The following is a 23,594-nucleotide window of genomic DNA, read 5'->3' on the forward strand; positions in this document are numbered from 1 at the left end:
ACGACATGGCCCGGTAGGTTTCTGGCCTCACGGGACACGGGGGTATCTGGTGGATGAGCCGCGACACACGGCGAAGGCGGACCCGCGGAGCGAGCTGGCGGCCCGGCTGCGCCTGATCCAGGACCTGTCCGGACTCGGCGTACGGGCCCTCGCGCGGGACGCCGGCCTCAGCTCCTCGTCCCTGTCGCGCTACCTCAGCGGCCGGACGGTGCCGCCCTGGCCCGCGGTGATCGCGCTCTGTCGCCTCGTCAAGCGCGACCCCCGCCCGCTGCGCCCCCTGTGGGAACGCTCCTCCAACCCTCTGCCCGCGCCCCCGAAGTCCAGCCGCCAGGGCAGGCCGAGGCCCCGCAACGACCTGCCGCGCGACGTAGCGGACTTCACCGGCCGCGAGGCCCAACTCGCCGCCGTGCTGGCCGCGGTGGAAACTCACCGGGTGGTCGCCGTCGACGGCATGGCGGGAGTCGGCAAGTCCTGTCTGGCGATGCACGCGGCGCACCGGCTCGCCGCCGACTATCCGGACGCCCAGCTCTATGTGGACCTCCACGGATTCACCGAGGGCCGGGATCCGCTCGACCCCGACTCCGCGCTGCGGATGCTGCTCGGCGCGCTCGACGTTCCCTCCGAGAAGGTCCCGCGGGAAGGCATCGAGCAACTGGCCGCCTGCTGGCGCTCGGAGCTGGCCGACCGGCGCGTCGTCGTGGTGATCGACAACGCCGCCGACGCCGACCAGGTCCGCCCCCTGCTGCCGGGAGCCGGCCCGTCCGTCGCCCTGATCACCAGCAGGAACCGGCTCCTCGGCCTGGACGAGGTGCCGCCGGTGTCACTCGACGTGCTGAGCCCGCGGGAAAGCGCGGAGATCCTCGCCCGAGCGAGCGGCGACCCGGCCGGACCCGAGGGCAGACTTGCCCGCGACCCCGAGTCCGCCGCCGAGGTGCTGCGGCTGTGCGGTCATCTGCCGCTCGCCCTGCGCCTTGCCGCGGCCCGGCTGCGGCACCGGCCGGGCTGGACGGTGGGCATCCTCGTCGAGCGGATGGCCGAGGGCGCGAGCGAGTTCGACACCGCGTTCGCCATGTCCGTACGGCAGTTGGACCGTTCCCAGGCCCGCCTGTTCCGGCTGCTCGGCCTGCTCCCCGGTGGTTCCTTCGACGCGTACCTGGCGGCGTCCCTCGCCGACGTGCCGCTGAACAGGGCGCGGGCGACGCTGGAGGACCTGGTCGACGCGCACCTCGTACAGGAGTCGACTGCTGGCCGCTACCGCCTGCACGACCTGGTGCACCAGCACGCGCGCCGGGCCGGTGAGGAACAGGACTCACCGGCCGAGCGGGACCAGGCCCTTGCCCGCTTCCTCGACTACTACGTGCACGCGGCCGCTGCCGCCGACGCCGCGATGCCGTTCCTTTCGCCGGGCAGGCCGCCGACCGCGGGCAGGCCGCCTGCCGCGCTGCCGCGGTTCGCGGACAAGAACGCGGCGTTCGCCTGGCTGGTGGCGGAGTACGAGAATCTGGTGGGCGCCTTCGAGACTGCGGCCGCCGTCGGGGCCGACGCGCATGTGTGCGAGCTGCCGCGCTTCTTGCGGGCGTACTTCGCGCGGCGCTGCGGCACGACGCACCTCAACGCCCTCTTCGAACGGTCGCTTGCCGCTGCCGAGCGCCTCGGCGATCCACTCCAACTGGCCGACGCGCACAGCGATCTGGGCTTCGCTCGCTACAACGCGGGCCGCATGGCGGAGGCCGCCGCCTCGTACGAGGCGGCGCAGCCGCGGGTGTCCCAGGCGGGGAACGTGGGGTCACAGGCCGAACTGACCCTGCGGCGCGGCTATCTGAAGTGGGACGAGGGCCACGTCGAGGAGCCGCTCGAACTCTTCCGGCTGGCAGGGAAGTTGTACGAGCAGGCCGGCTGCCCGACGGGGACGGCCGGCGCGGCCGCGTCGGAAGCCTGGGCCATGCTCCAGCTGGGGCACCGCGATGAGGCGGCGCAGCGGGCCCGGGAGGTCCTCGGCATGCCCCACGCCGATCCGGCGTCACCGCCCGCGCTGACGGCGCGGCTCACCCTCGGTGTGGCCATCGCCCACGAGGAGCCCGACGAGGCCGCGGAGCACCTGCACCGGGCGTTGGCGCTGGCCCGCGAGGACGGGCACCTCCACAACGAGGCGTGGTGCCTCAACTGCCTGGGGGTCGCACTGCGGCAGATGGGCCGCTATGAAGAGGCCCTTGCCGGCCACCGGAAGGCGTTCGCGCTGCTCGACGAGCTCTTCGAGGAGCACTGGAAGATCCACTTCCTCAATGGCTACGCCGAGACCTGCCGCCTCGCGGGCCTGCCCGACGAGGCCCTGCGCCTGCACCGCCAGGCTCTCGAACTCGCCCCGGCACTGGGGTACCGCAACGAGGAAGCGCTGGCCCACGAGGGCATCGCGATCGTTCTCGACGCGACGGACCCGGCCGCGGCCGCCGAACACCGCGCGGCGGGCCGGGCCGTCCTTGAGGTACGCGACTGACGTTCAGAGGCGCACCGTGTACGAGACGCGTCGCCGCAGGGACTTGGTCCGCTCGGCCTCGTGGGAGCGGGCGATGCGACCGGAAACCGCCGGACGGGCTCTCGCCCTCTCACCCGAGGAACGACAGCCGCACCTCGCGCCGGGGGTTGTCCCTGTTGGTGTCCACCAGGCACACCGACTGCCACGTCCCCAACTCGAGGCGGCCCCGCACCACCGGCAACGTCGCGTGGGGCGGTACCAGTGCGGGCAGGACGTGGTCGCGGCCGTGGCCGGGGCTGCCGTGGCGGTGCTGCCAGCGGTCGTCGGCCGGGAGGAGGGTGTGCAGCGCGGCCAGCAGGTCGCTGTCGCTGCCCGCTCCCGTCTCCAGGATCGCGACGCCGGCCGTCGCGTGCGGGACGAAGACGTTGAGCAGGCCGTCACGGCCCGCTGCCGCCTCGCTCAGGAAGCTCTCGATGTCGTCGGTGAGGTCGAAGACCTTCTCCGAGGAGCCGGTGGTGACGTTCAGGACACGGGTGGTGAAAGCGTCGGACATAGGTCCATCTTCCCTCACGGCGCTCCCGTTCCCTGATATGTGGCGTCCGCCTTTCGAGACGACATTGACCGTGCGCGGACGATCTGGCTACGTTCTGCGGCATGTTGCGTTCGGCTCTGCTCACCACGCGCGGTCACATCGACCTGCTGCGGGTGGCCTCCGCTGCGTGTCCTCGCGGCTGCTGACACCTCCTCAGCCCGCTTTCCTGCCTCAGCGCTTCCCTGCCCCGCTGCCCCCACGCGGTTGATGTCGCCATCCCGCGTGTAGGCCTCTCGGGCATCCCTCCCTCCTGCCGTGGAGCACCCATGAGCATCAGCCATGCCCCGCCGGGTTCCGTACCCGACATTTCGGGAATATCGAAGTACGAGCTCGTCCCCATCGTTCCCTCATCCACCCGCCGCACCCGCGTCCCCCGCTGGCTGCGCCGCACCTCCGGCCCGCTCGTCCTGCTCGCCCTGTGGCAAGTCCTCAGCTCCACAGGGGTGTTGCCCCAGGACATCCTCGCCTCGCCGGGGACCATCGCCGGCGTCGCCCGTGATCTCCTCGCCGACGGTTCGCTGACCTCCGCCATGGGGGTCTCCCTGCAACGCGTCGCGGTGGGGCTCCTGCTCGGCGTCGTCGTCGGGACCTCGCTCGCGCTCATCTCCGGGCTCTTCCGCGTCGGCGAGGATCTCGTGGACGCCAGCGTGCAGATGCTGCGCACCGTGCCGTTCGTCGGGCTCATCCCGCTGTTCATCATCTGGTTCGGCATCGGTGAGGCGCCCAAGGTCGCCATCATCACGCTGGGCGTCTCCTTCCCGCTCTATCTGAACGTGTACGCGGGAATCCGCGGGGTCGACTCGCAGCTCATCGAGGCCGGGGAGTCCCTCGGGCTCTCCCGGTGGGGACTCGTGCGCCACGTCATCCTGCCGGGCGCGCTGCCGGGTGCGATGACCGGGCTGCGGTACTCGCTGGGCATCGCCTGGCTCGCCCTCGTCTTCGCCGAACAGATCAACGCGGACTCCGGGATCGGCTTCCTGATGGTCCAGGCGCGTGACTTCCTGCGGACCGACGTCATCGTCGTCTGCCTGATCGTCTACGCCTTCCTCGGCCTCATCGCCGACTTCATCGTCCGCACCCTCGAAAGGCTGCTGCTGCAATGGCGACCGACGTTCACCGGCCGGTGACCCACAACGCCCCCTACACACCCAGCACTTCAGCCGTACGCGTCGAAGGTCTCACGCGTTCCTTCGACGGGCGTCCCGTCATCGACCACCTGGACCTGGACGTGCGGCCGGGTGAGTTCGTGGCGCTGCTCGGACGCAGCGGCTGCGGCAAGTCGACCCTGCTGCGCATCCTCGCCGGGCTCGACCGGGACATCGAGGGGACGGTCCTCGTACCGCGCCGCAAGGCCGTCGCGTTCCAGGCGCCCCGGCTCATGCCCTGGAAGCGCGTGTGGCGCAACGTCCTGCTCGGCCTGAAGGGGAAGCCCGAACGCGGCGTCGCCGAGCGGGCGTTGGAGGAGGTCAGCCTCAAGCACCGCACGAACGCCTGGCCCAAGACGCTCTCCGGGGGCGAGGCCCAACGCGCCTCACTGGCCCGCGCCCTGGTGCGCGAGCCCGATCTGCTGCTGCTCGACGAGCCGTTCGGCGCGCTCGACGCGCTCACCCGCATCAAGGCCCAGCGTCTCGTCGACGAACTGTGGCAGCGACGCGGCTGCGCCGTCCTGCTCGTCACGCACGACGTCGAGGAGGCCGTGCTGCTCGCCGACCGGGTGCTCGTCATGGACGCGGGGGTCATCGCGTACGAGACCGAGATCGATCTGGACCGGCCGCGCGGCATCTCCGATCCGCGCTTCGCCGAACTGCGCGCCGAGCTCTTGCAGCGCCTGGGCGTCGACGCGCACGACTCCGCGGAAGCCGTGGCCGCGGCGTGAACCCTCCGCATGCCCTCTCCCCCGTGAACAGCACGAACAGACCGAACGGACTCACCATGCGACGACACATCGCCGCCCCCGCCCTGCTCCTCCCCCTGGCCCTGCTGCTCGCCGCCTGCTCCGGCTCCTCCTCCGCGAGCACCTCCTCCGCCGGCGCCGGTGGCGGGACCGACGGCCAGGGGTCGCTCACCCTCAACGTCGGTGACCAGAAGGGCGGTTCGGAGGCCGTGCTGCGCGCGGCCGGGGAGCTCGACGACCTGAAGTACAAGATCCGCTGGTCCACGTTCACCTCCGGGCCGCCCCTCCTGGAGGCCATCAACGCCAAGGCCGTGGACATCGGCGCCGTCGGCAACACACCACCCGTCTTCGCCGCCGGAGCCAACTCGAAGATCTCCGTGGTGGCCGCGACCCACGGCACCGCGGTGGGCGAGGCGATCCTCGTCCCGAACGGCTCGGAGCTGAAGAAGGCCGAGGAACTCAGGGGCAAGTCCATCGCCGTCGCGCAGGGTTCGTCGGCGCACTACCAGCTGATCGCGTCCCTCAAGAAGGCCGGGCTCGGCTTCAAGGACGTCAAGGTCAAGTATCTCCAGCCCGCCGACGCACTGGCCGCGTTCACCAGCGGCAAGGTGGACGCCTGGGCGGTGTGGGACCCGTACACCTCGCAGGTTCTCCAGAGTAAGAAGGGCCGTGTCCTGACCGACGGTGACGGGATGGTCAACGGCCTCGGATTCCAGGTGGCGGCGCCCGGCGCGCTCAAGGACAAGAAGAAATCCGCGGCGATCGACGACTACCTCAGGCGGCTGCGCAAGGCGCAGGACTGGGTCTACGACCACCCGGAGGCGTGGGCGAAGGTCTGGGCGAAGGACACCGGGCTGCCCTACGAGGTCGCGCTCGCCGCGGTCAAGCGAACCAACGGCACCCGGGTCCCGGTGGCCGTGGACAAGAACGTGATCACCTCCGAGCAGGAGATCGCCGACACCTTCGCCGACCAGAAGCTCATTCCGCGCCGCATCGATTTCGGCGACTTCGTCGACACCCGCTTCAACGGCGATCTGCCGCCGTCGACCAGCAAGCCGCGCACGTACCGCAAGGAGTCCTGACGATGACCGTCCACCTCAACTGGTTCCTGCCGACCGGCGGCGACGGCCGCACCCTCGTGGACCGGCACGCCTACACCGACGGCGGCATCAAGCGCTCGCGCGTCACGCCGGTCAGCGGGGTACGGGCCCCCGACATCGACTATCTGATCCAGATCGCCAAGGCCTCCGAGCAGTTGGGCTTCGAGGCGGTGCTGACCCCGACCGGCACCTGGTGCGAGGACGCCTGGCTGACGACGGTCGCGCTGGCCCAGCACACCGAGCGCCTCAAGTTCCTGGTGGCGTTCCGGCCCGGCGTCATCTCGCCGGTGCTCGCCGCGCAGATGGCCGCCACGTATCAGCGCATCACGCGCGGGCGGCTGCTCCTGAACGTCGTCACGGGCGGCGACTCGACCGAGCAGCGGCGCTTCGGCGACCATCTCGACCACGATCGCCGTTACGCCCGTACCGATGAGTTCCTGTCCGTCGTACGGGGGGTGTGGGGCGGAAAGCCCTTCGATTTCCACGGCGAGCACTACGACGTGGAGGGCGGTCTGACCGCGCTGCCGCCCGACCCGCTGCCGGAGATCTTCTTCGGTGGTTCGTCGGCGGCGGCCGGTCCGGTCGCGGCACGGCACACGGATGTGTATCTGACGTGGGGCGAGCCGCCGGAGCAGGTCAAGGAGAAGATCGACTGGATTCGCGCTCTGGCCGAGGAGCAGGGGCGCACGGTCCGGTTCGGGATCCGCCTGCACACCATCTCGCGTGATTCCGCCGCCGAGGCCTGGGCCACGGCGAACCGGCTGCTCGACGACCTCGACCCGGACACCATCGCCGCCGCCCAGCAGGCTCTCGGCCGTAGCGAGTCGGTCGGCCAGCAGCGGATGCTCGCGCTGCACGGCGGTTCCCGCGACAAGCTGGAGATCTCGCCGAATCTGTGGGCGGGCGTCGGTCTCGTACGGGGCGGCGCGGGCACCGCGCTGGTCGGCAGCCACGCGGACGTCGCGGACCGGATCGAGGAGTATCACGCGCTGGGGGTCGAGCACTTCGTGCTTTCGGGCTATCCGCATCTGGAAGAGGCGTACTGGTTCGGCGAGGGTGTGATCCCTGATCTGGCGGCGCGCGGGCTGCTGCCCCGGATTCCGGCCTCGCAGCGGGCCGGTGTGCCCGCGGTGAACGGTCGTCCGGCCTCGGCTCCCGGCGGCGCTCCGCTGCTGGTGGCGGGCGGGCGCTGACGTAACCCGGACGGCCGCCGACGCGGGAAGATCCCGGGCCCCGATGGAGTTAGTAGAAACGTGAACGACATCGGGGCACAGGACGCGGCCGCACACGAGGCGGTACAAGAGGTGGACGCGGTGGTCACAGGCGCCGGTCAGGCGGGTCTGTCCAGCGCCTATCACCTGCGCAGGGCCGGTTTCGAGCCGGACCGGGACTTCGTCGTCCTGGACCACTCGCCACGCCCCGGCGGCGCGTGGCAGTTCCGCTGGCCCTCGCTCACCTACGGGAAAGTGCACGGCATGCACTCACTCCCCGGCATGGAACTGACCGGGGCCGACCCCGCACGCCCCTCGTCGGACGTCATCCGGGAGTACTTCGACGCGTACGAGCAGCGCTTCGACCTGCGCGTGCGCCGGCCCGTCGACGTCCATCGGGTGCGTGAGGGCGACGGTGGGCGGCTGCTGGTCGAGACGTCGGCCGGCGCGTGGGCGACCCGCACCCTGATCAATGCCACGGGTACGTGGGACCGGCCGTTCTGGCCGCGCTATCCGGGGCAGGACACCTTCCGCGGGCGGCAGTTGCACACGGCCGTCTATCCCGGGCCCGAGGCGTTCAAGGGGCAGCGCGTGATCGTCGTGGGCGGCGGGGCATCGGGCACCCAGCATCTGATGGAGATCGCCCCGTACGCCGCGCAGACCACCTGGGTCACTCGGCGTGAGCCCGTCTTCCGTGAGGGGCCGTTCGACGAGAACTGGGGCCGCTCGGCCGTGGCCATGGTCGAGGAGCGGGTGCGGCAGGGGCTCGCGCCACAGAGCGTGGTCTCCGTGACGGGGCTGCCCGTCAACGACGCCATCCGGCAGGCTCGGGCCGACGGGGTGCTCGACCGGCTTCCGATGTTCGACCGCATCACGCCGAGCGGCGTCGAGTGGGACGACGGGCGGCGCGTGGACGCCGACGTCATTCTCTGGGCCACCGGCTTCCGGGCCGCCATCGAACACCTGGCACCGCTGCGGCTGCGCGAGGCGGGGGGCGGCATCCGGATCGAGGGCACCCGCGCCGCCGCCGACCCCCGCATCCACCTGGTGGGGTACGGGCCGTCGGCCAGCACGATCGGCGCGAACCGTGCGGGGCGAGCGGCGGTGCGGGACATCAAGAGGCTTCTGCGGGAGGTACCCGCCACCGTGTGACACACCGGGGGCGGGCCGCCCGTTCTCAGGACCCTTGCTTCTTCTGGTCCTTGCTCTGGTTCCTGTTGAACTCCGCCACGTTCTTCTGCTGCTCCTCGAAGCTCGCCGTGAAGCGGGTGTCCCCCGGCTTCACCGTCACGAAGTACAGCCAGTTGCCCTGCGTCGGGTTGGTTGCCGCACGCATCGCCTCCTCGCCGGGGTTACCGATCGGGGTGGGGGGCAGGCCCATGCGCGCGTAGGTGTTGTAAGGGCTGTTGATCTCGGTGTCGCGTTCACGGGTGTTCAGCGTGGAGCGGTTCAGGGCGTAGTTGATCGTGGAGTCCATCTGGAGCGGCATGCCCTGTTCGAGGCGGTTGTAGATGACCCGGGACACCTTGCCCATGTCCGCCTTGGAGCCTGCCTCGGCCTCGATCATGCTGGCGATGGTGAGGGTCTGGTAGACGTTCACGGCGTTGCGTTCGGCGCCCGCCGTGACCTGGCCGCCGCTGAACCTCTTGGTCGCCGTGTTCACCATGTACGAGAGCACGGAGGCGGGGGTCGACTTGTCGTTGATGGGATACGTGGCAGGGAAGAGGTAACCCTCTGGGTTGCCGCGGGCGTCGGCGGGGAGTTTGAGGCCCGCCTTGGGAAGGGCCTTCTTCGTGGTGCCGGTCGGCACACCGAGGACCTTGTCGACGGCCCCGTACACCTGGCTGGAGCGCCAGCCTTCCGGGATGGTCAGGGATTGGGGGCGTCCCTCGTCTTCCGGGAGCAGCAGCGGCACCGCCACGGCGGTGACCGCCGCGACGGTTCCGGTCGCGATCAGGGCGATCCGGCCCCGACGCGTCAGTCGAATCGTGCCCCGGCGCGGAGTCTTGGTCTGCAGCATGCGGTCACATTATCTCGCAAATGCGGACATACCGAGCATATTTTCATGTCGCTGGCTCCAGTTGGGCGTCTCTTCGGACCAGGGCGGCGTAACGGTCACCCCTTTCCAGGAGCTCCTCGTGGGTGCCGCGCTCGGCGGTCCGGCCCGCGTCCAGGACCACGATCTGGTCGGCACCGCGGACGGTGGAGAGCCGGTGGGCGATCGTGAGGGTCGTCCGGTCGGCGGACAGGGCGTCGATGGCCTCCTGCACGGCGTGCTCGGTGTGCGTGTCCAGGGCGCTGGTCGCCTCGTCCAGGATGAGCACGGGCGGATCGCGCAGGATCGTACGGGCGATGGCGAGGCGCTGTTTCTCGCCTCCGGAGAAGCGGTGGCCGCGCTCGCCGACCACCGTGTCGTAACCATCGGGGAGGGACGCGATGTGGTCGTGGATCTGGGCGGCGCCCGCTGCCGCGATCAGCTCGTCGTCCGTGGCGTCGGGCTTGGCGAAACGAAGGTTCTCGGCGACCGACGCGTGGAAGAGATACGTCTCCTGGGAGACGACGCCGACCGCACGGGCCAGCGTGTCGAAGTCCAGGTCGCGCACGTCCACACCGTCGATCGTGACGCGCCCGCCCGTCACGTCGTACAGCCGCGGCACCAGATAGCTGAGGGTCGACTTTCCCGATCCGGTGGGGCCGACGACGGCCAGGCTGCCGCCGGCGGGGACGGTGATGTCGATGCCGTCGAGGATCGGGCGGCTCTGGCCGTCGTCGCCGTCGTAGCGGAACTCGACGTCTTCGAAGCGGACTTCGCCCTTGATCTTGTCCAGGCGCACCGGGTGCTCGGGCTCGGTGATGTCGATGGGCAGGTCCAGATACTCGAAGATGCGCTGGAAGAGCGCGAGCGAGGTCTGGATCTGTACGCCGGTGGACAGCAGGCTCACGGTGGGCCGGAACAGGCCCTGCTGGAGCGAGACGAAGGCCACGAGTGTGCCGATCGAGACCGTCGGGCCGCCCGTCTGGAGTGCGAGGCCCGCGGTCCAGTAGATGACGGCAGGCATGGCGGCCATGACGATCGAGATGACGGCCATGCGCCAGCGACCCGCCATGTTCGAGCGGACCTCGAGGTCGACGAGGCGCTCGGACTCGTCGGCGAAGGACCGGGTGAGCGAGTCGGCGCGGCCCATCGTGCGACCCAGCAGGATGCCGCTGACGGAGAGCGATTCGGTGACCGTCGCCGCCATCGCGGCCATCTGCTTCTGCCGCTGCGTGGCGATCTTCTTGCGCTCGCGGCCGACCCGGCGGCTGATCCACACGAAGACGGGCAGCAGGAGCAGCGACACGGCCGTCAGGCGCCAGTCGAGGGCGAGCATGGCGACGATCGTGGCGATCACGCTGGTGAAGTTCGAGACCAGGGAGGTGGCGGTGGAGGTGACCGTCGCCTGCATGCCGCCGATGTCGCTGGCGATGCGGGACTGGACCTCACCGGTGCGGGTCCTGGTGAAGAAGGCGAGCGACATGCTCTGCAGCCGGCCGTAGACAGCGGTGCGCAGATCGTGCATGACGCGCTGCCCGACCGTCGTACTGATCAGGGTCTGCAGGACGCCGAAGATGCTGGTGACGACCGCGCTGAGGATCATCCCGAGGGCCAGCAGGCTCAGCAGGCCCGTCCGCCCCTGCGGGATGGCGGTGTCGAGGATCTCCTTCAGCAGGAAGGGGGTGGCGACCGAGACCAGGGAGGCGGCGCCGACCAGCAGGCCGACGACCGAGAGACGGGCGCGGTAAGGGCGGAAGAGGCGCAGGATGCGGCGGATCTGCCGCGGCTGTTCCTCCTGGCCGGGGACCAGGGGCTGCGGTGTCCACTTGGGTTCGTCGTGTGGCATGGGCTCCTACGGGAGGTGAGACGGCCGTCGGCAGCAATACAGCCGACGATGACTGAGGGAGCATAGCTCACTGTTACCTATACTCACAATGCACAAGGTCCTGATAATGTTCCCGCATGAACACCCCGGACGCCGACGGACTGCTCGCCGAACAGCTGCTGCGGCTGACCCGCAGGCTGCACCGCATCCAGAAGCGCCATCTGGTGCCGATCGGCATCACCCCGGCCCAGTCACGCCTGCTGCGCACCCTCGTGCAGTACGACTCCCCGCCCCGCATGGCCGACCTCGCCGAGCGCCTCGAGGTGGTCCCGCGCGCCGTGACGAGCCTGGTCGACGGCCTGGAGGCCGGTGATCTCGTGCGCCGCGTCCCCGATCCGACCAACCGCCGGGTGATCCGTATCGAGCTCACGGACGCGGGGCGCAAGTCGCTGAGGGAGTTGCGCAGCGCGCGCCGGGCCGCCGCGGAGGACATCCTTGCCCCACTGGACGCGGAGCAGCGCGAGCAGCTGGGCGGCCTGCTGAACGCGTTGTTCGATGTGCCGGACGTCCGCCGCTGCTGACACCGTGGGCCACCCGAGACCGCGGGCCACCCGAGACCGCGGGCCACCCGAGACCGCTGACCGTTCGACCCCGCCGAGGAGAGCTCATGCCGATCCTGGAGCCCAAGCCGGAAGCTCTGCGCCCCACGTCGCGCCCGGAGGCACCGGCTCACGACCGGGTGCCGGACCGGCAGGCCAAGGGCACCCCCGAGCCCCTGCGCTCGGAGCTGACAGCGCTGCTCGGCGAGGGCAAGGTCCTGACGAAGATCTCCGACCTCGTGCGGTACGCGTCCGACGCGAGCCCCTACCGCTTCGTGCCGCAGACCGTGGTCGTCGCCGAGGACATCGACGACATCTCCGCCGTCCTGTCGTACGCGCACAGCAGGAGCCGCGAGGTCGTCTTCCGCGCGGCGGGCACCTCGCTCAACGGCCAGGCCCAGGGCGAGGACATCCTGGTCGACGTCCGCAAGCACTGGGCCGGCGTCGAGGTCATCGGCGCGGGCGAGCGTGCGCGCATCGGCCCCGGCACGACCATCCTGCGGGCCAACGCCACACTCGCCCGGCACGGAAGGGTGCTCGGCCCCGACCCGGCGAGCGCCATCGCCTGCACGATCGGCGGGGTCGTCGCGAACAACGCGTCCGGCATGACGGCGGGCACCACACGCAACTCGTACCGCACGGTCGCCTCGCTCACCTTCGTCCTGCCGACGGGCACGGTCGTCGACACGGCGGACCCGGATGCCGACGAACAGCTGGCGCATGCCGAACCCGCCCTGTGCGAGGGACTGTTGGCGATCAAACGGGAGATCGAGGCGGACCAGGAGCTCACGGCCCGCATCCGCGCCAAGTACGAGATCAAGAACACGAACGGCTATCGTCTGGACGCCTTCCTGGACGGCGCGACGCCCGTCGAGATCCTGCGCGGCCTGATGGTCGGCTCCGAGGGCACCTTCGGGTTCATCTCGGAGGTCGTGTTCGACACGCTTCCACTGGACCGGCATGTCACCACCGGTCTGCTGTTCTTCCCCTCCCTGCCGGCCGCGGCGGCGGCCGTCCCGCTGTTCAACGAAGCGGGGGCGCTGGCTGTCGAGTTGATGGACGGCAACACCCTGCGCGCCTCGACCAGCGTGGCGGGGGTGCCCGCCGACTGGGCGCGGCTCCCGAAGTCGACGGCCGCGCTCCTGGTGGAGTTCCGCGCACCGGACGAGACGCGTCAGGAGGCGTACGAGGCTGCGGCCGCCAAGGTGGCCGAGGGGCTCGAACTGGTCGCGCCGGTCGCCTCGGTGACCAACGCCTTCACCCGCGACCCCAAGACGATCGGCGGCTACTGGAAGGCCCGCAAGGCGTTCGTGACGGCGGTGGGCGGCTCACGCCCCTCCGGGACGACACTGATCACCGAGGACTTCGCGGTCCCGCCGTCGCAGCTCGCCGACGCCTGCGAGGCCCTCCTCGAACTCCAGACGCGGCACGGCTTCGACGCGGCCGTCGCGGGGCATGCCGCGCACGGCAACCTGCACTTCCTGCTCGCGTTCGACGCTGGCCTGCCGTCGGACGTGGAGCGCTATGCCGCGTTCATGGACGAGTTCTGCCGGCTGACCGTCGAGCGCTTCGACGGCTCGCTCAAGGCCGAGCACGCGACCGGACGCAACATCGCCCCGTTCCTGGAGCTCGAATGGGGCCCGAGGGCCACGGAGTTGATGTGGCGCACCAAGCAGGTCATCGATCCTGACGGGGTGCTGGCGCCACGCATCGTCCTCGACCGCGACCCGAAGGCCCACCTCCGCGGCCTGAAGACCATCCCCAAGGTGGAGCTGATCGCGGACCCCTGCATCGAGTGCGGCTTCTGCGAACCGACCTGCCCCAGCGAGGACTTGACGACCACTCCACGCCAGCGCATCGTGCTGCGCCGCGAAATGATGCGCCAGCCCGCCGGTTCCCCGGTCGAGGACGGCCTGGTCGAGGCGTACGGATACGACGCGGTGGACACCTGCGCCGGTGACTCCACCTGCAAGCTGGCCTGCCCGGTGGGCATCGACACGGGCGCCCTGATGAAGGACTTCCGGCACGCACGGCACACACCGCGCGAGGAGAAGACGGCCGCCCTCGCTGCCAGAAACTTCAAGGCGGTGGAGGCCGCAGCACGGCTCGCCGTGGCCGCCGCCGACCGCATCAGCGACCGGCTCCTGACCTCGGTGACGCGCGCCGCGCGCACAGCGGTCCGCCCCGATCTGGTCCCCGAGTGGCTGCCGAGCATCCCGGGAGCGGCCGCCCGCAAGCTGCCGCGCACCACGCGCGCGGGGGCGAGCGCCGTCTACTACCCCGCGTGCGTCAACCGCATCTTCAAGAGCCCCGGCGACCGCTCCCTGCCGGAGGCGATGGTCGCCGTCTCGACGCGCGCGGGAAGGCCCGTCTGGATTCCGGACGATGTCGCGGGAACGTGCTGCGCGACGATCTGGCACTCGAAGGGGTACGACGAGGGCAACGCGGTGATGGCCAACCGCATCGTCGAGGCGGCGTGGGGTTGGACGGCGGGCGGCAGGCTGCCTCTGGTCGTGGACGCCTCGTCCTGCACGCTCGGCATCGCCCACGAAGTCGGCCCCTATCTCACGGCCGACAACAGGCAGTTGCACCGAGAGCTGAACATCGTCGACTCCCTCGTCTGGGCCGCCGACGAACTGCTCCCCCACCTGAACGTGTTCCGCACGGTCGGCTCCGCCGTCCTGCACCCCACCTGCTCCATGAGCCACCTCGGTGACGAGGCCCAGCTGCGCGCCGTCGCCGAGGCCTGCGCGGACGAGGTGGTGGTCCCGGACGACGCGGGCTGCTGCGCCTTCGCGGGCGACCGCGGCATGCTGCACAAGGAGTTGACGGAGTCCGCCACCCGCAAGGAGGCGGCCGAAGTCACCGCCCGCCCCTTCGACGCGCACCTCTCGGCGAACCGCATGTGCGAGGTCGGCATGGATCACGCCACGGGCCGCGCGTACTACTCCGTACTCCTGGAGCTGGAGCGCGCGACACGACCGTGAACCCACCCCCACGGCCCCACCGGAACGCACCGGCAGCACTCCCCGCGCCGGAGTGCGCGAAATAAATCCAACTCCCTGGCCACTTCGGTCCCTTGCGCCACGCCCGTCGCCCCATCAGGGTGGCATCCGTTCCAGCGCAGGCATCCAAGCCACGGAGGTCCGATGCACGACGAGCACGCGAAACCGAACCCTGACGAGTCCGCGACCCCTGACGAGTCCACCGACGGGGCATCCCGCCGCGCCGTGCTCCGCACCGCCGGCCTCGCCGGAGCCGGGATCGGTCTCGGCGCCCTCGCCGGCGGCACGGCCCACGCGGATGCCCCGCAGGGTGCGCCGGCGGTGCCCGCGGCCGCGGACTCGGCCGCACAGGCGCCGCCCCGCAAGGGCAAGACCATGATCGGCGTACCGTTCGAGCGGCGTTCCACGGTGCGTGTCGGCATCGTCGGGCTCGGCAACCGCGGCGGCAGCATGATCGACCTGTTCCTCGCGGTCCCCGGGGTGAAGGTCGTCGCGCTCTGCGACCCGGTCAAGGACAAGACGGCGGCCGCGGCGAAGAAGGTCACCGACGCGGGCCAGCCCGCTCCGGCGACGTACACCAAGGGTGACCACGACTACGAGAACCTGTGCAAGCGCGGAGACCTGGACTTCGTGTACGTGGCGACGCCCTGGGACTGGCACTTCGAGATGGCCAAGTCCGCGATGCTGAACGGCAAGCACGTGGGTGTGGAGTGTCCTGTCTCCCTCCAGCTCGACCAGCTCTGGGAACTGGTCGACCTCTCCGAGCGGACCCGCAGACACTGCATGCAGTTGGAGAACTGCTGCTACGGCAAGAACGAGATGCGCGTCCTGCGCATGGCCCACGCGGGCAAGTTCGGCGATCTGCTGCACGGAGCGGGCGCCTACAACCACGATCTGCGCGGCCTGATGTTCGACCCGGACTACTACGAGGGGCCCTGGCGGCGCCTGTGGCACACGCGGCTGCGCGGCGATCTCTACCCCAACCACGGCTTCGGCCCGGTCTCCAACTACATGGACATCAACCGCGGCGACCGCGTCACGCACATCTCCAGCTTCGGCACACCCGCCCTCGGTCTTGCCGAGTACCGCAAGGCGCACATGCCGCCGGGCGACCCGAGCTGGAAGGAGACGTACATCGAGAGCGACCGCACGATCAGCCTCGTCCAGACGGCGAAGGGGCGGGTGATCCGCCTGGAGCACGACGTGAGCACCCCGCACCCCTACTCCCGGATCAACAGCCTCGGGGGCACGCGGGGCGTGTTCGAGGACTACCCCGAGCGCATCTACATCGAGCCGGACCACACGAACGACGAGTGGGGCGACTTCGACAAGTACGCCACCGAGTTCGACCACTGGCTGTGGAAGGAGCACGCCAACCCGCCGGGCGGGCACGGCGGCATGGACTACATCATGATCTTCCGTCTGATGCAGACCATGCAGCTCGGCCTCGTTCCTGACTTCGACGTCTACGACGCCGCGGTCTGGACGTCGCCCGTCCCCCTGAGCCATCTGTCGATCAAGGCTAAGGGCGCGCCGCAGGCGATCCCGGACTTCACTCGCGGGCTGTGGAAGAAGGCCCGTCCGGGAGTGGACTCCCAGAAGCCGCAGGCGTAAGGGACTTGGGCCCGGCAGTGCTCACATCGGCGCTGCCGGGCTCCTCCACCGGTTCGCCCTGTTCCGGCACGAAGGCGATCTCGCCGCCCAGGACCTTCTTCGCCCGCGCCGTGTCCAGTGCGCCCTCCCAGCGCGAGACCACGAAGACGGCGACGCAGTTGCCGAGCAGGTTCGTGGCGACGCGCATGGCGTCCATGATGCGGTCCACGCCGAGCAGCAGCGCGACCGCGCCGGCCGGGATGACCCCGAGCGCGGAGGCGGTCGCGGACAGCGCGAGGAACGCCGAACCGGGCACGCCGGCCATGCCCTTGCTGGTCAGCATCAGGACGAGGACGACCGTGATCTGCTGGCCCAGGCTCAGGTCCACGCCCACGGCCTGCGCGATGAACAACGTACCGACGGAGAGATAGATCGAGGCTCCGTCGAGGTTGAAGGAGTACCCCGTCGGCAGGACCAGGCCCACCGCGTCGTCCCGGCAGCCTGCCTGACGCAGCTTCTGCATCATGTGCGGCATGACGGCTTCGCTGGAGGCCGTGCCGAGCGCGAGCAGCATCTCCTCGCGGGTGTAGCGGACGAACTTCCACAGGCTCAGGCCTGTCAGTGCCTTCAGGGCGACGCCGAGCAGGACGAGGAAGAGCAGAGCCACCGCGTAACAGACACCGATGAGCTTGCCGTACGTCGACAGGGCGCCGAGACCGTACTCCCCCACCAGATGCGCGGTGGCGCCGAAGACGGCGAGCGGTGCCAGCTTCATGATGAAGCCGACGATCGCGAAGACGACCTCCTGGGCCTGCTCGATGGCGGGCAGGATCGCGGGGACCTTGGTGGTGCAGATGCAGCAGGGCGGCGCCCACCAGGCAGGACAGGACGAGGACTTGGAGCAGCGAGTTCTCCGCGAAGGCCCCGATCGCGCTGTCGGGCAGCGAGTGCAGGATGAATTCGCTGGTCGAGGGAAGTTCGCCGCCGCCGGTCTTCTCATCGACCGCGGTCGCGTCGAGCTTGGCGGGGTCGACGTTCATGCCGGTGCCGGGGCTGACGAGGTTTCCGGCGACCAGACCGACGACGAGGGCGACCGTGGTCGCGACCTCGAACCAGATGAGGGCCTTGATCCCGATGCGCCCGAAGGCCTTGAGGTCTCCGGCCTTGGTGATTCCTGCGACGACCACGCAGAAGACGAGCGGGGCGATCATCGCCTTGATGAGACGTACGAAGCCGTCGCCGAGCGGCTGGACGGCGGTGCCCGCGTCGGGCCACAGCCGGCCGACGAGGACTCCGAGCGCCAACGCGCAGGCGACCTGCGCGAACAGTGAGGTTCGCAAGGTGCGTGCTACGCGTCGCGGCAGGGACGGTACGGACTGCGGCACGGGCACTCCTGTGGTGAGGCTCCAACTGGCTTCTGCCATACGGAAATTTGTTTCCGCGAGGCGCCACTATGGCGGAGTGCCCTCTTCCGGAAAAGACCTCCAGATCACATCGACGTAAATCTTGGATCTTGCTCCAAGGGGTCAGGTCAGCAGGGGCTAGCCCTTGAGATGCGCCTTGTCGCCCATCAGCACCACCGGGTGCTGCTTCGGGTCGAGGTTCCCGAGGAGGTACTTCATGCCCTGCTTCGACAGGCTCACGCAGCCCGACGTGCCGCTGCCGTGGTCCATGTGCAGCCAGATGCTGCCGCCCTTGGACTGGCCCTGGGGGCGGGTCGGGTCGTTGGGCGGAGTGTTCTTGGCGCGGTTGTAGTCGATCGCGACGACGTAGTCGAAGTCGTGCCAGTGCGTCTTGGGCCAGTAGTGCGGAGCCTGCATCGACGCGCTCTGCGTGTACGGGAGCTTCGCGCCGGGATCGGCGAGGACGCCGCCCGCGTCGGTGAGCGTGAAGACACCGACCGGGCTGCGCTTGTCGTTCTCGCGGTGGTCGGTCGTCCAGCCCTTCTTGCCGTTGTGCGCGGCCCAGCTGCGGGTCTTGTCCCAGGTCGAACCGGACTTCTCGTACAGGACGACGGTGGACTTCGCCGAGTCCTCGCCCTCTCCGTAGACCGCGACGACCTGCCGGGAGTTCTTGGGGATCTTGTTCTGCAGGCGGTCACCCACATCGGGGATGCGCTTGAGGTCGGTCGTCGCCGACGCCTCGGCTCTCTTCGCCCGGCCCGCGCCCTCGTCGTTCTTCGCTCCGGCCTTCACCCCGCCGCCCGAGCTTCCGCAGGACGTCAACAGAACACCACAGGCCGCGAGGGCGGCCGCCGTTCGCACCGCACCGGCTATACGCATCCGTCCATGGTCGCACCCGGTGCGCGGGAGCCGTCCCGGCGCCCGGCCGCCGTCGAAGAAGGGGCCGAATCTTTACTCCCCTACGGAAAACCGTTTGCTTCGCGCCACCGAGCGAGGCGAACCTTTCACGGCGAGTTACCGCAGCTCGACGTCAGCTTCTCCCCATGTGGAGCCGCTTTCCCTCTCCGCCGCTTCCCTGCCGCCTCCCCGCTGCCTCACCTCCCGTCCAGCACCGTCCGTTCACGCCGGCACGCTCCGCCGAACCGACGGCCCCTCTCTTTCGACACCGACACCGACACCGACCCCGACCCCGACCCTGGGACGTCACACGTCATGCAGATTCGCGATCTTCCGTTCTCCGACCCGGGCATGCCGGATGCCCGCTCGGGCCCCCACTTCCTGCGCTGGCTGGGGCGCAACCAGCTCGACGGCCAGCTGAAGTCCCTCGCCTGGGGCATCCTGCACTTCGGCTCCATCGCGGTGCTCCCCTACCTCGTCGGCCTCGCCGTGCAGGCCGCGGTCGACCGCTCCGGGGGACGGCTCGCCGTGGCTGGCGGGGTGATGGCCCTGTGCGGCATCGCCATCGCCCTGGGCGACACCATGCTGCACCGCACCGCGGTCACCAACTGGATCACCGCGGCCGCCCGCGTCCAGCAGCTGCTGGCCCGCAAGACCTCCCAGCTCGGCTCGGCGCTCACGCGGCGCGTCGCCGCCGGTGAAGTGGTGGCCGTATCCACCGGTGACGTCGAGAAGATCGGCTGGTTCGTGGAGGCGATCTCGCGGTTCACGGCGGCCGCCCTCACGGTCGTCTTCGTCTGCGTGGGCCTCGTCGTGTACCAGCCCGCACTCGGTGTGGTCGTCGCGGTGGGGGTGCCGGTGCTGGCGCTCGCCGTGCTCCCGTTGCTGCCGCGCGCCACCCGGCGGGCCGACCACCAGCGGGAGAAGGCCGGGCGAGCGACCGAGCTCGCCTCGGACACCGTGGCGGGGCTGCGGGTGCTGCGCGGCATCGGCGGCGAGGACCTCTTCCTCGACCGCTACCGCCGCGCCTCGCAGGAAGTGCGTACGGCCGCCGTGCGCAGCGCCCGGATGTGGGCGGCGATCTCGGCAGTGCAGGTGCTGCTGCCGGGGCTGCTCCTGATCGTGGTCGTCTGGCACGGCGTGCACCTGGCCCGCGAGGGCCGGATCACCATCGGCGAACTGGTCACTGTCTACAGCGCGGTGACGATGCTGACCTACCCCTTGCGGCACTTCGAGGAGATCGCGATGGCCTACAGCTTCTCGCGCCCCTCGGCCAAGCGTGCCGCGCGGGTGCTCTCGCTCCAGCGCACGACGCATGCCGATGGCGAGCGGACGACGAGCACCGAGCACGCGGAGGTCGGGCCGCACGACGACGCTCCGACGCCCACCGGTGATCTCCTGACGCCCACCGGTGATCTCTACGACCCGGCGACCGGGCTTCTCGCTCCCTCCGGCCGTCTCACCGCCGTGGTGTGCGGCGACCCGGACGAGGCGGGGCGACTCGCCGAACGCCTCGGCGGGCACGCGGCGTTCGACGACGCTCAGGAGCTGCCGTCCGTGCTGCTCGGCGGGGTGCCGCTCGACGAGGCGGCGCTGGCCACCGCCCGCACCGCCGTCCTCGTACAGGACAAGGACCCGGTGCTGCTCTCCGGCACGCTCCGCGGACTCCTCGACGTACCGTCATCGGGAGCGGTGAGCGCCGAGGAGGCCCTGGACGCCGCGCAGTGCGCCGACGTTCTGGACGCTCTGGCGCAGGGTTCGGTGAGCGAGGACGCGCTGGACGCCCACGTCACCGAGCGCGGACGTTCCCTGTCGGGCGGGCAGCGGCAACGGCTCGCGCTGGCCCGCTCGTTGATCACCGACCCCGAAGTCCTCGTACTCGACGAGCCGACGTCAGCCGTCGACTCGCACACCGAGGCGCGGGTCGCCGACGGCGTCAAGGGGCTGCGCAAGGGGCGTACGACGGTGGTGCTCACCTCGTCGCCACTGCTCCTCGACCGGGCCGAGCGCGTGGTCTTCCTCCACGAGGGGGAGGTCGCGGCGGTGGGCGTGCACCGCGATCTCGTGCACAGCGAGCCGCGCTACCGGGCGGTCGTGACGCGTGAGACGGACGAGGAACAAGCCTCCCTGAACCTGACCGACATCAAGATCGACATCGAGGAGACGGCATGATCGGCCTGGCGCCACCGGAGTACGATCCGGCGGCCCCGACCACCGCGGACACCCTGCCCGTGGGCGCGCCCGCGACGGTAGGGGCCTACGTACGCGAACTGGTCAGGCGGCACCGCCGGGCCTTCGCCCTGCTCATCACGGTCAACACCTGCGCCGTGATCGCCTCGATGGCCGGTCCCTACTTGCTGGGTGATCTGGTCGAGAACGTCGCGGACAGCGCCCGTGACCTCCATCTGGGGCGCACCATCGGCCTCTTCACCGTCGCCCTGCTCGTGCAGGCCTGCTTCGTCCAGCAGGTGCGGCTGCGCGGCGCGATGCTCGGCGAGCGGATGCTGGCCGATCTGCGCGAGGACTTCCTCGTACGGTCGGTCGGGCTGCCGCCGGGGGTGCTTGAGCGGGCGGGGACGGGGGATCTCCTTTCGCGGATCACCACGGACGTCGACCGGCTCGCGAACGCCATGCGGGAGGCCGTGCCGCAGCTCGCGATCGGGGTGGTGTGGGCCGGGCTCCTGATCGGCGGTCTCGCCGTGACCGCGCCGCCGCTCGCGCCCGCCGTGCTCGCCGCGGTGCCGCTTCTCGTCGTCGGCTGTCGCTGGTACTTCAAGCGGGCGCCCTCCGCCTACCGTTCGGAGGCAGCGGGGTACGCCGCTGTCGCCGCGGCCCTCGCCGAGACCATCGACGCTGGCCGCACAGTGGAGGCACACCGGCTCGGAAAGCGCCGCGTGGAGCTGTCGGAGCGGCGCATCAAAGAGTGGACGGCGTGGGAACGGCACACTCTCTATCTGCGCTCCGTCCTCTTCCCGGTCATCACCTTCACCCACACCCTCGTGCTCTGCTCGGTCCTGATGATCGGCGGCGTGTTCGTCCTGCAGGGCTGGATCGGCGTCGGCCAGCTGGCCACGGGCGCACTCATCGCACAGATGCTCGTCGACCCGCTTGGCATCATCCTGCGCTGGTACGACGAACTGCAGGTCGCCCAGGTCTCACTGGCCCGCCTGGTCGGCGTACGGGACATCGAACCGGACGTGGGCGACGGCTCCGTCGCTCCTGACGGACGCGACGTGCTCGCGGATGACGTGCATTTCAGCTACCGGCCGGGCGTGGACGTGCTGCGCGAGGTGTCCCTCGCCGTCGAGCCGGGATCACGCGTCGCCCTGGTCGGACCGTCCGGGGCGGGCAAGTCCACGCTCGGCAGGCTGCTCGCCGGGATCTACGCACCGCGCGACGGTCATGTGACGCTGGGCGGGGCGGAGCTTTCGGCCATGCCCGCGGAAGACGTCCGCTCCCATGTCGCGCTGGTCAACCAGGAGCACCACGTCTTCGTGGGCTCCCTGCGCGACAACCTCCTGCTCGCGAGGACCGGGGCGCGGGACGCCGAACTGTGGGCGGCCCTTGGCGCGGTCGACGCGGACACCTGGGCCCGGGCCCTGAGCGAGGGTCTTGACACCGAGGTGGGCTCGGGTGGTTACGCCCTCACACCGGCACAGGCCCAGCAGATCGCCCTGGCTCGCCTGGTCCTGGCCGACCCGCACACCCTGGTCCTCGACGAGGCGACCTCGCTCCTGGACCCGCGCGCTGCACGCCACTTGGAGCGTTCCCTCGCGCGCGTCCTGGACGGCCGCACCGTCGTCGCCATCGCTCACCGCCTGCACACCGCGCACGACGCGGATGTCATCGCGGTGGTCGAGAACGGCCGCATCAGCGAGCTGGGCAGCCATGACGAGCTGGTGGGGGCGGGCGGCGCGTACGCGGCGCTCTGGCGGTCCTGGCACGGGTAGCGGAGCCTCGGCGGGACGGAGGGGTCCTCACTGCTCCGTCCCGCCGAGAGGGCCGTACTCCCGGTCGGCCGTAGTCCCAGTCGGCCGTACTCCCGGCCGGCCGTACGGTCAACTGCCCCCGGAAGCGGCGTTGTCGAGCACCTCGCGCAGCCTGAGCGCGAACTCGTCCGGCTTGCCCGGGTATCCGGACTCACCGTCCGTGAAGCCGCCGTGGTGACTCGGGAAGACGGTCGGCCGCTGTCCAAGGAGCGCGGCTGCCGCTTCCGAGGTACGCCAGGTGACCACGCCCTGCGACTCCTCGCCCACCGCGATCACGATCCGCGTCGAGGCCGCGGCAAGCGCGCCGACGTCGAGTTGATGCCCGCTGACCGCCCACGACCGGTCGGAGAGCAGCGGGTCATCGCGCGAGCCGTCGTCCTCCGTCGGCAGACCGAACGCGGCAGGATCAGGCGCGGGCTCGGCGAAGTAGGCGTCGGTGTACGCGCCCTGCCATGACGTCATCGCGATGAAGGCCGCCATACCGGCACCCCAGCCACTCTTGTCGTACGCCGCCAGCACGCCGGCCCTCGCGCGCTCGGCCGCCGGAGCGTCGGGGAGCGCGGCGAGCAGCGGCGGCTCGTGCGCGACCACGGTGGTCACGTCGTCGGGGTAGGCCGCCACCAGTGCCAGCGCGACCACCGCGCCACCGCTGCTCCCGAACAGCTCGACGGGGCCGGCCCCCAGCGCCTGGATCAGGGCGTGCACGTCGCCGGCCTGGACCGTGGGGTCATGGTCGGTCCTGCCGTCGCTGCGGCTGCTGCGGCCGAGGCCGCGCGGGTCGTAGGTGATCACGGTGCGGTCGGGGAAGCGGGCCGCCAGGGCTCCGAACCCGTCGGCGGTCATGGGCTGGCCGATCATGAGCAGCGGAGGGCGCCCGTCCACCGTCGGCACCGGGCCGCGGACGTCGTAGGCGAGCTCGGCCTCACGTGTGGTGAGCATGTGCGTCGTCATGTCCGTGTAGACCCTGACCACGGCCAG

17 protein-coding genes and 1 pseudogene are annotated in these 23,594 nt (G+C 70.5%); 12 read left to right on the forward strand and 6 right to left on the reverse strand.

Annotation, left to right across the window (positions count from 1 at the left end; genetic code table 11):
- Positions 1-49 precede the first annotated feature (49 nt).
- Complete coding sequence (locus ABXJ52_RS02055; RefSeq protein WP_367038794.1) at positions 50-2,494, forward strand: tetratricopeptide repeat protein; 2,445 nt, start codon at positions 50-52, stop codon at positions 2,492-2,494.
- A 109-nt stretch (positions 2,495-2,603) separates the two neighbouring features.
- On the opposite strand, the gene ABXJ52_RS02060 is transcribed toward ABXJ52_RS02055, so the two are convergent.
- Positions 2,604-3,026: a secondary thiamine-phosphate synthase enzyme YjbQ gene (locus ABXJ52_RS02060; RefSeq protein ID WP_367038795.1), complete on the reverse strand. Its 423-nt coding sequence runs from the start codon at positions 3,024-3,026 to the stop codon at positions 2,604-2,606.
- Between the two features lie 101 nt (positions 3,027-3,127).
- On the opposite strand from ABXJ52_RS02060, the gene ABXJ52_RS02065 reads away from it, so the two are divergent.
- The 6 genes from ABXJ52_RS02065 (at position 3,128) to ABXJ52_RS02090 (ending at position 8,422) form a co-directional block, all read left to right on the forward strand.
- Positions 3,128-3,211 carry a putative leader peptide gene (locus ABXJ52_RS02065; RefSeq protein ID WP_363206664.1) on the forward strand — a complete coding sequence of 28 codons (84 nt, stop codon included), beginning with the start codon at positions 3,128-3,130 and terminating at the stop codon, positions 3,209-3,211.
- A 120-nt stretch (positions 3,212-3,331) separates the two neighbouring features.
- Positions 3,332-4,192 carry an ABC transporter permease gene (locus tag ABXJ52_RS02070; RefSeq protein WP_367038796.1) on the forward strand — a complete coding sequence of 287 codons (861 nt, stop codon included), beginning with the start codon at positions 3,332-3,334 and terminating at the stop codon, positions 4,190-4,192.
- Positions 4,165-4,941 (forward strand): ABC transporter ATP-binding protein, encoded by a 777-nt coding sequence (locus ABXJ52_RS02075; RefSeq protein WP_367038797.1) that lies wholly within the window; start codon positions 4,165-4,167, stop codon positions 4,939-4,941. The genes ABXJ52_RS02070 and ABXJ52_RS02075 overlap by 28 nt, the downstream gene beginning before the upstream one ends.
- A 56-nt stretch (positions 4,942-4,997) precedes the next feature.
- The gene (locus ABXJ52_RS02080) at positions 4,998-6,041 is read left to right on the forward strand and encodes an ABC transporter substrate-binding protein (RefSeq protein ID WP_367038798.1); all 1,044 of its coding nucleotides are present in this window, start codon (positions 4,998-5,000) and stop codon (positions 6,039-6,041) included.
- 2 nt (positions 6,042-6,043) lie between these two features.
- A complete protein-coding gene (locus ABXJ52_RS02085; RefSeq protein ID WP_367038799.1) occupies positions 6,044-7,252 on the forward strand; it encodes an LLM class flavin-dependent oxidoreductase in 1,209 nt (402 codons plus the stop codon).
- 60 nt (positions 7,253-7,312) lie between these two features.
- Positions 7,313-8,422, forward strand: coding sequence for an NAD(P)-binding domain-containing protein (locus tag ABXJ52_RS02090; protein ID WP_367038800.1), 1,110 nt, complete (start codon positions 7,313-7,315; stop codon positions 8,420-8,422).
- Positions 8,423-8,447: 25 nt separating this feature from the next.
- On the opposite strand, the gene mltG is transcribed toward ABXJ52_RS02090, so the two are convergent.
- On the reverse strand, positions 8,448-9,287 hold the full coding sequence (mltG, locus tag ABXJ52_RS02095; protein WP_367048764.1) for an endolytic transglycosylase MltG: 840 nt from the start codon (positions 9,285-9,287) through the stop codon (positions 8,448-8,450).
- Positions 9,288-9,333: 46 nt separating this feature from the next.
- Positions 9,334-11,151, reverse strand: coding sequence for an ABC transporter ATP-binding protein (locus tag ABXJ52_RS02100; RefSeq protein WP_367038801.1), 1,818 nt, complete (start codon positions 11,149-11,151; stop codon positions 9,334-9,336).
- 116 nt (positions 11,152-11,267) lie between these two features.
- Here ABXJ52_RS02100 and ABXJ52_RS02105 point away from each other — a divergent pair, with 116 nt between their 5' ends.
- The 3 genes from ABXJ52_RS02105 to ABXJ52_RS02115 all read left to right on the forward strand — a co-directional run bounded on the left by ABXJ52_RS02105 (position 11,268) and on the right by ABXJ52_RS02115 (position 16,348).
- A complete protein-coding gene (locus ABXJ52_RS02105) occupies positions 11,268-11,711 on the forward strand; it encodes a MarR family transcriptional regulator (protein ID WP_367038802.1) in 444 nt (147 codons plus the stop codon).
- A gap of 86 nt (positions 11,712-11,797) precedes the next feature.
- The gene (locus tag ABXJ52_RS02110) at positions 11,798-14,716 is read left to right on the forward strand and encodes an FAD-binding and (Fe-S)-binding domain-containing protein (protein ID WP_367038803.1); all 2,919 of its coding nucleotides are present in this window, start codon (positions 11,798-11,800) and stop codon (positions 14,714-14,716) included.
- A gap of 162 nt (positions 14,717-14,878) precedes the next feature.
- Positions 14,879-16,348 carry a Gfo/Idh/MocA family oxidoreductase gene (locus ABXJ52_RS02115; RefSeq protein WP_367038804.1) on the forward strand — a complete coding sequence of 490 codons (1,470 nt, stop codon included), beginning with the start codon at positions 14,879-14,881 and terminating at the stop codon, positions 16,346-16,348.
- On the opposite strand, the pseudogene ABXJ52_RS02120 reads toward ABXJ52_RS02115, so the two are convergent.
- Together ABXJ52_RS02120 and ABXJ52_RS02125 are read right to left on the reverse strand one after the other, a co-directional pair.
- Positions 16,287-17,712: pseudogene (locus tag ABXJ52_RS02120) on the reverse strand (cation:dicarboxylase symporter family transporter). The gene ABXJ52_RS02115 and the pseudogene ABXJ52_RS02120 overlap by 62 nt on opposite strands.
- A gap of 156 nt (positions 17,713-17,868) precedes the next feature.
- Positions 17,869-18,609 carry a L,D-transpeptidase family protein gene (locus ABXJ52_RS02125; protein ID WP_367038805.1) on the reverse strand — a complete coding sequence of 247 codons (741 nt, stop codon included), beginning with the start codon at positions 18,607-18,609 and terminating at the stop codon, positions 17,869-17,871.
- A 333-nt stretch (positions 18,610-18,942) separates the two neighbouring features.
- Between ABXJ52_RS02125 and ABXJ52_RS02130 the strand changes: the two genes are divergently transcribed.
- Both ABXJ52_RS02130 and ABXJ52_RS02135 read left to right on the forward strand, forming a co-directional pair.
- A complete protein-coding gene (locus ABXJ52_RS02130) occupies positions 18,943-20,799 on the forward strand; it encodes an ABC transporter ATP-binding protein (RefSeq protein WP_367038806.1) in 1,857 nt (618 codons plus the stop codon).
- Positions 20,796-22,577, forward strand: a complete 1,782-nt coding sequence (locus ABXJ52_RS02135) for an ABC transporter ATP-binding protein (RefSeq protein WP_367038807.1) — start codon at positions 20,796-20,798, stop codon at positions 22,575-22,577. The genes ABXJ52_RS02130 and ABXJ52_RS02135 overlap by 4 nt, the downstream gene beginning before the upstream one ends.
- A gap of 108 nt (positions 22,578-22,685) precedes the next feature.
- On the opposite strand, the gene ABXJ52_RS02140 is transcribed toward ABXJ52_RS02135, so the two are convergent.
- On the reverse strand, positions 22,686-23,567 hold the full coding sequence (locus ABXJ52_RS02140) for an alpha/beta hydrolase (RefSeq protein ID WP_367038808.1): 882 nt from the start codon (positions 23,565-23,567) through the stop codon (positions 22,686-22,688).
- Positions 23,568-23,594 lie beyond the last annotated feature (27 nt).

The sequence above is a fragment of the Streptomyces sp. Je 1-332 genome (assembly GCF_040730185.1).
GTDB lineage: Bacteria > Actinomycetota > Actinomycetes > Streptomycetales > Streptomycetaceae > Streptomyces.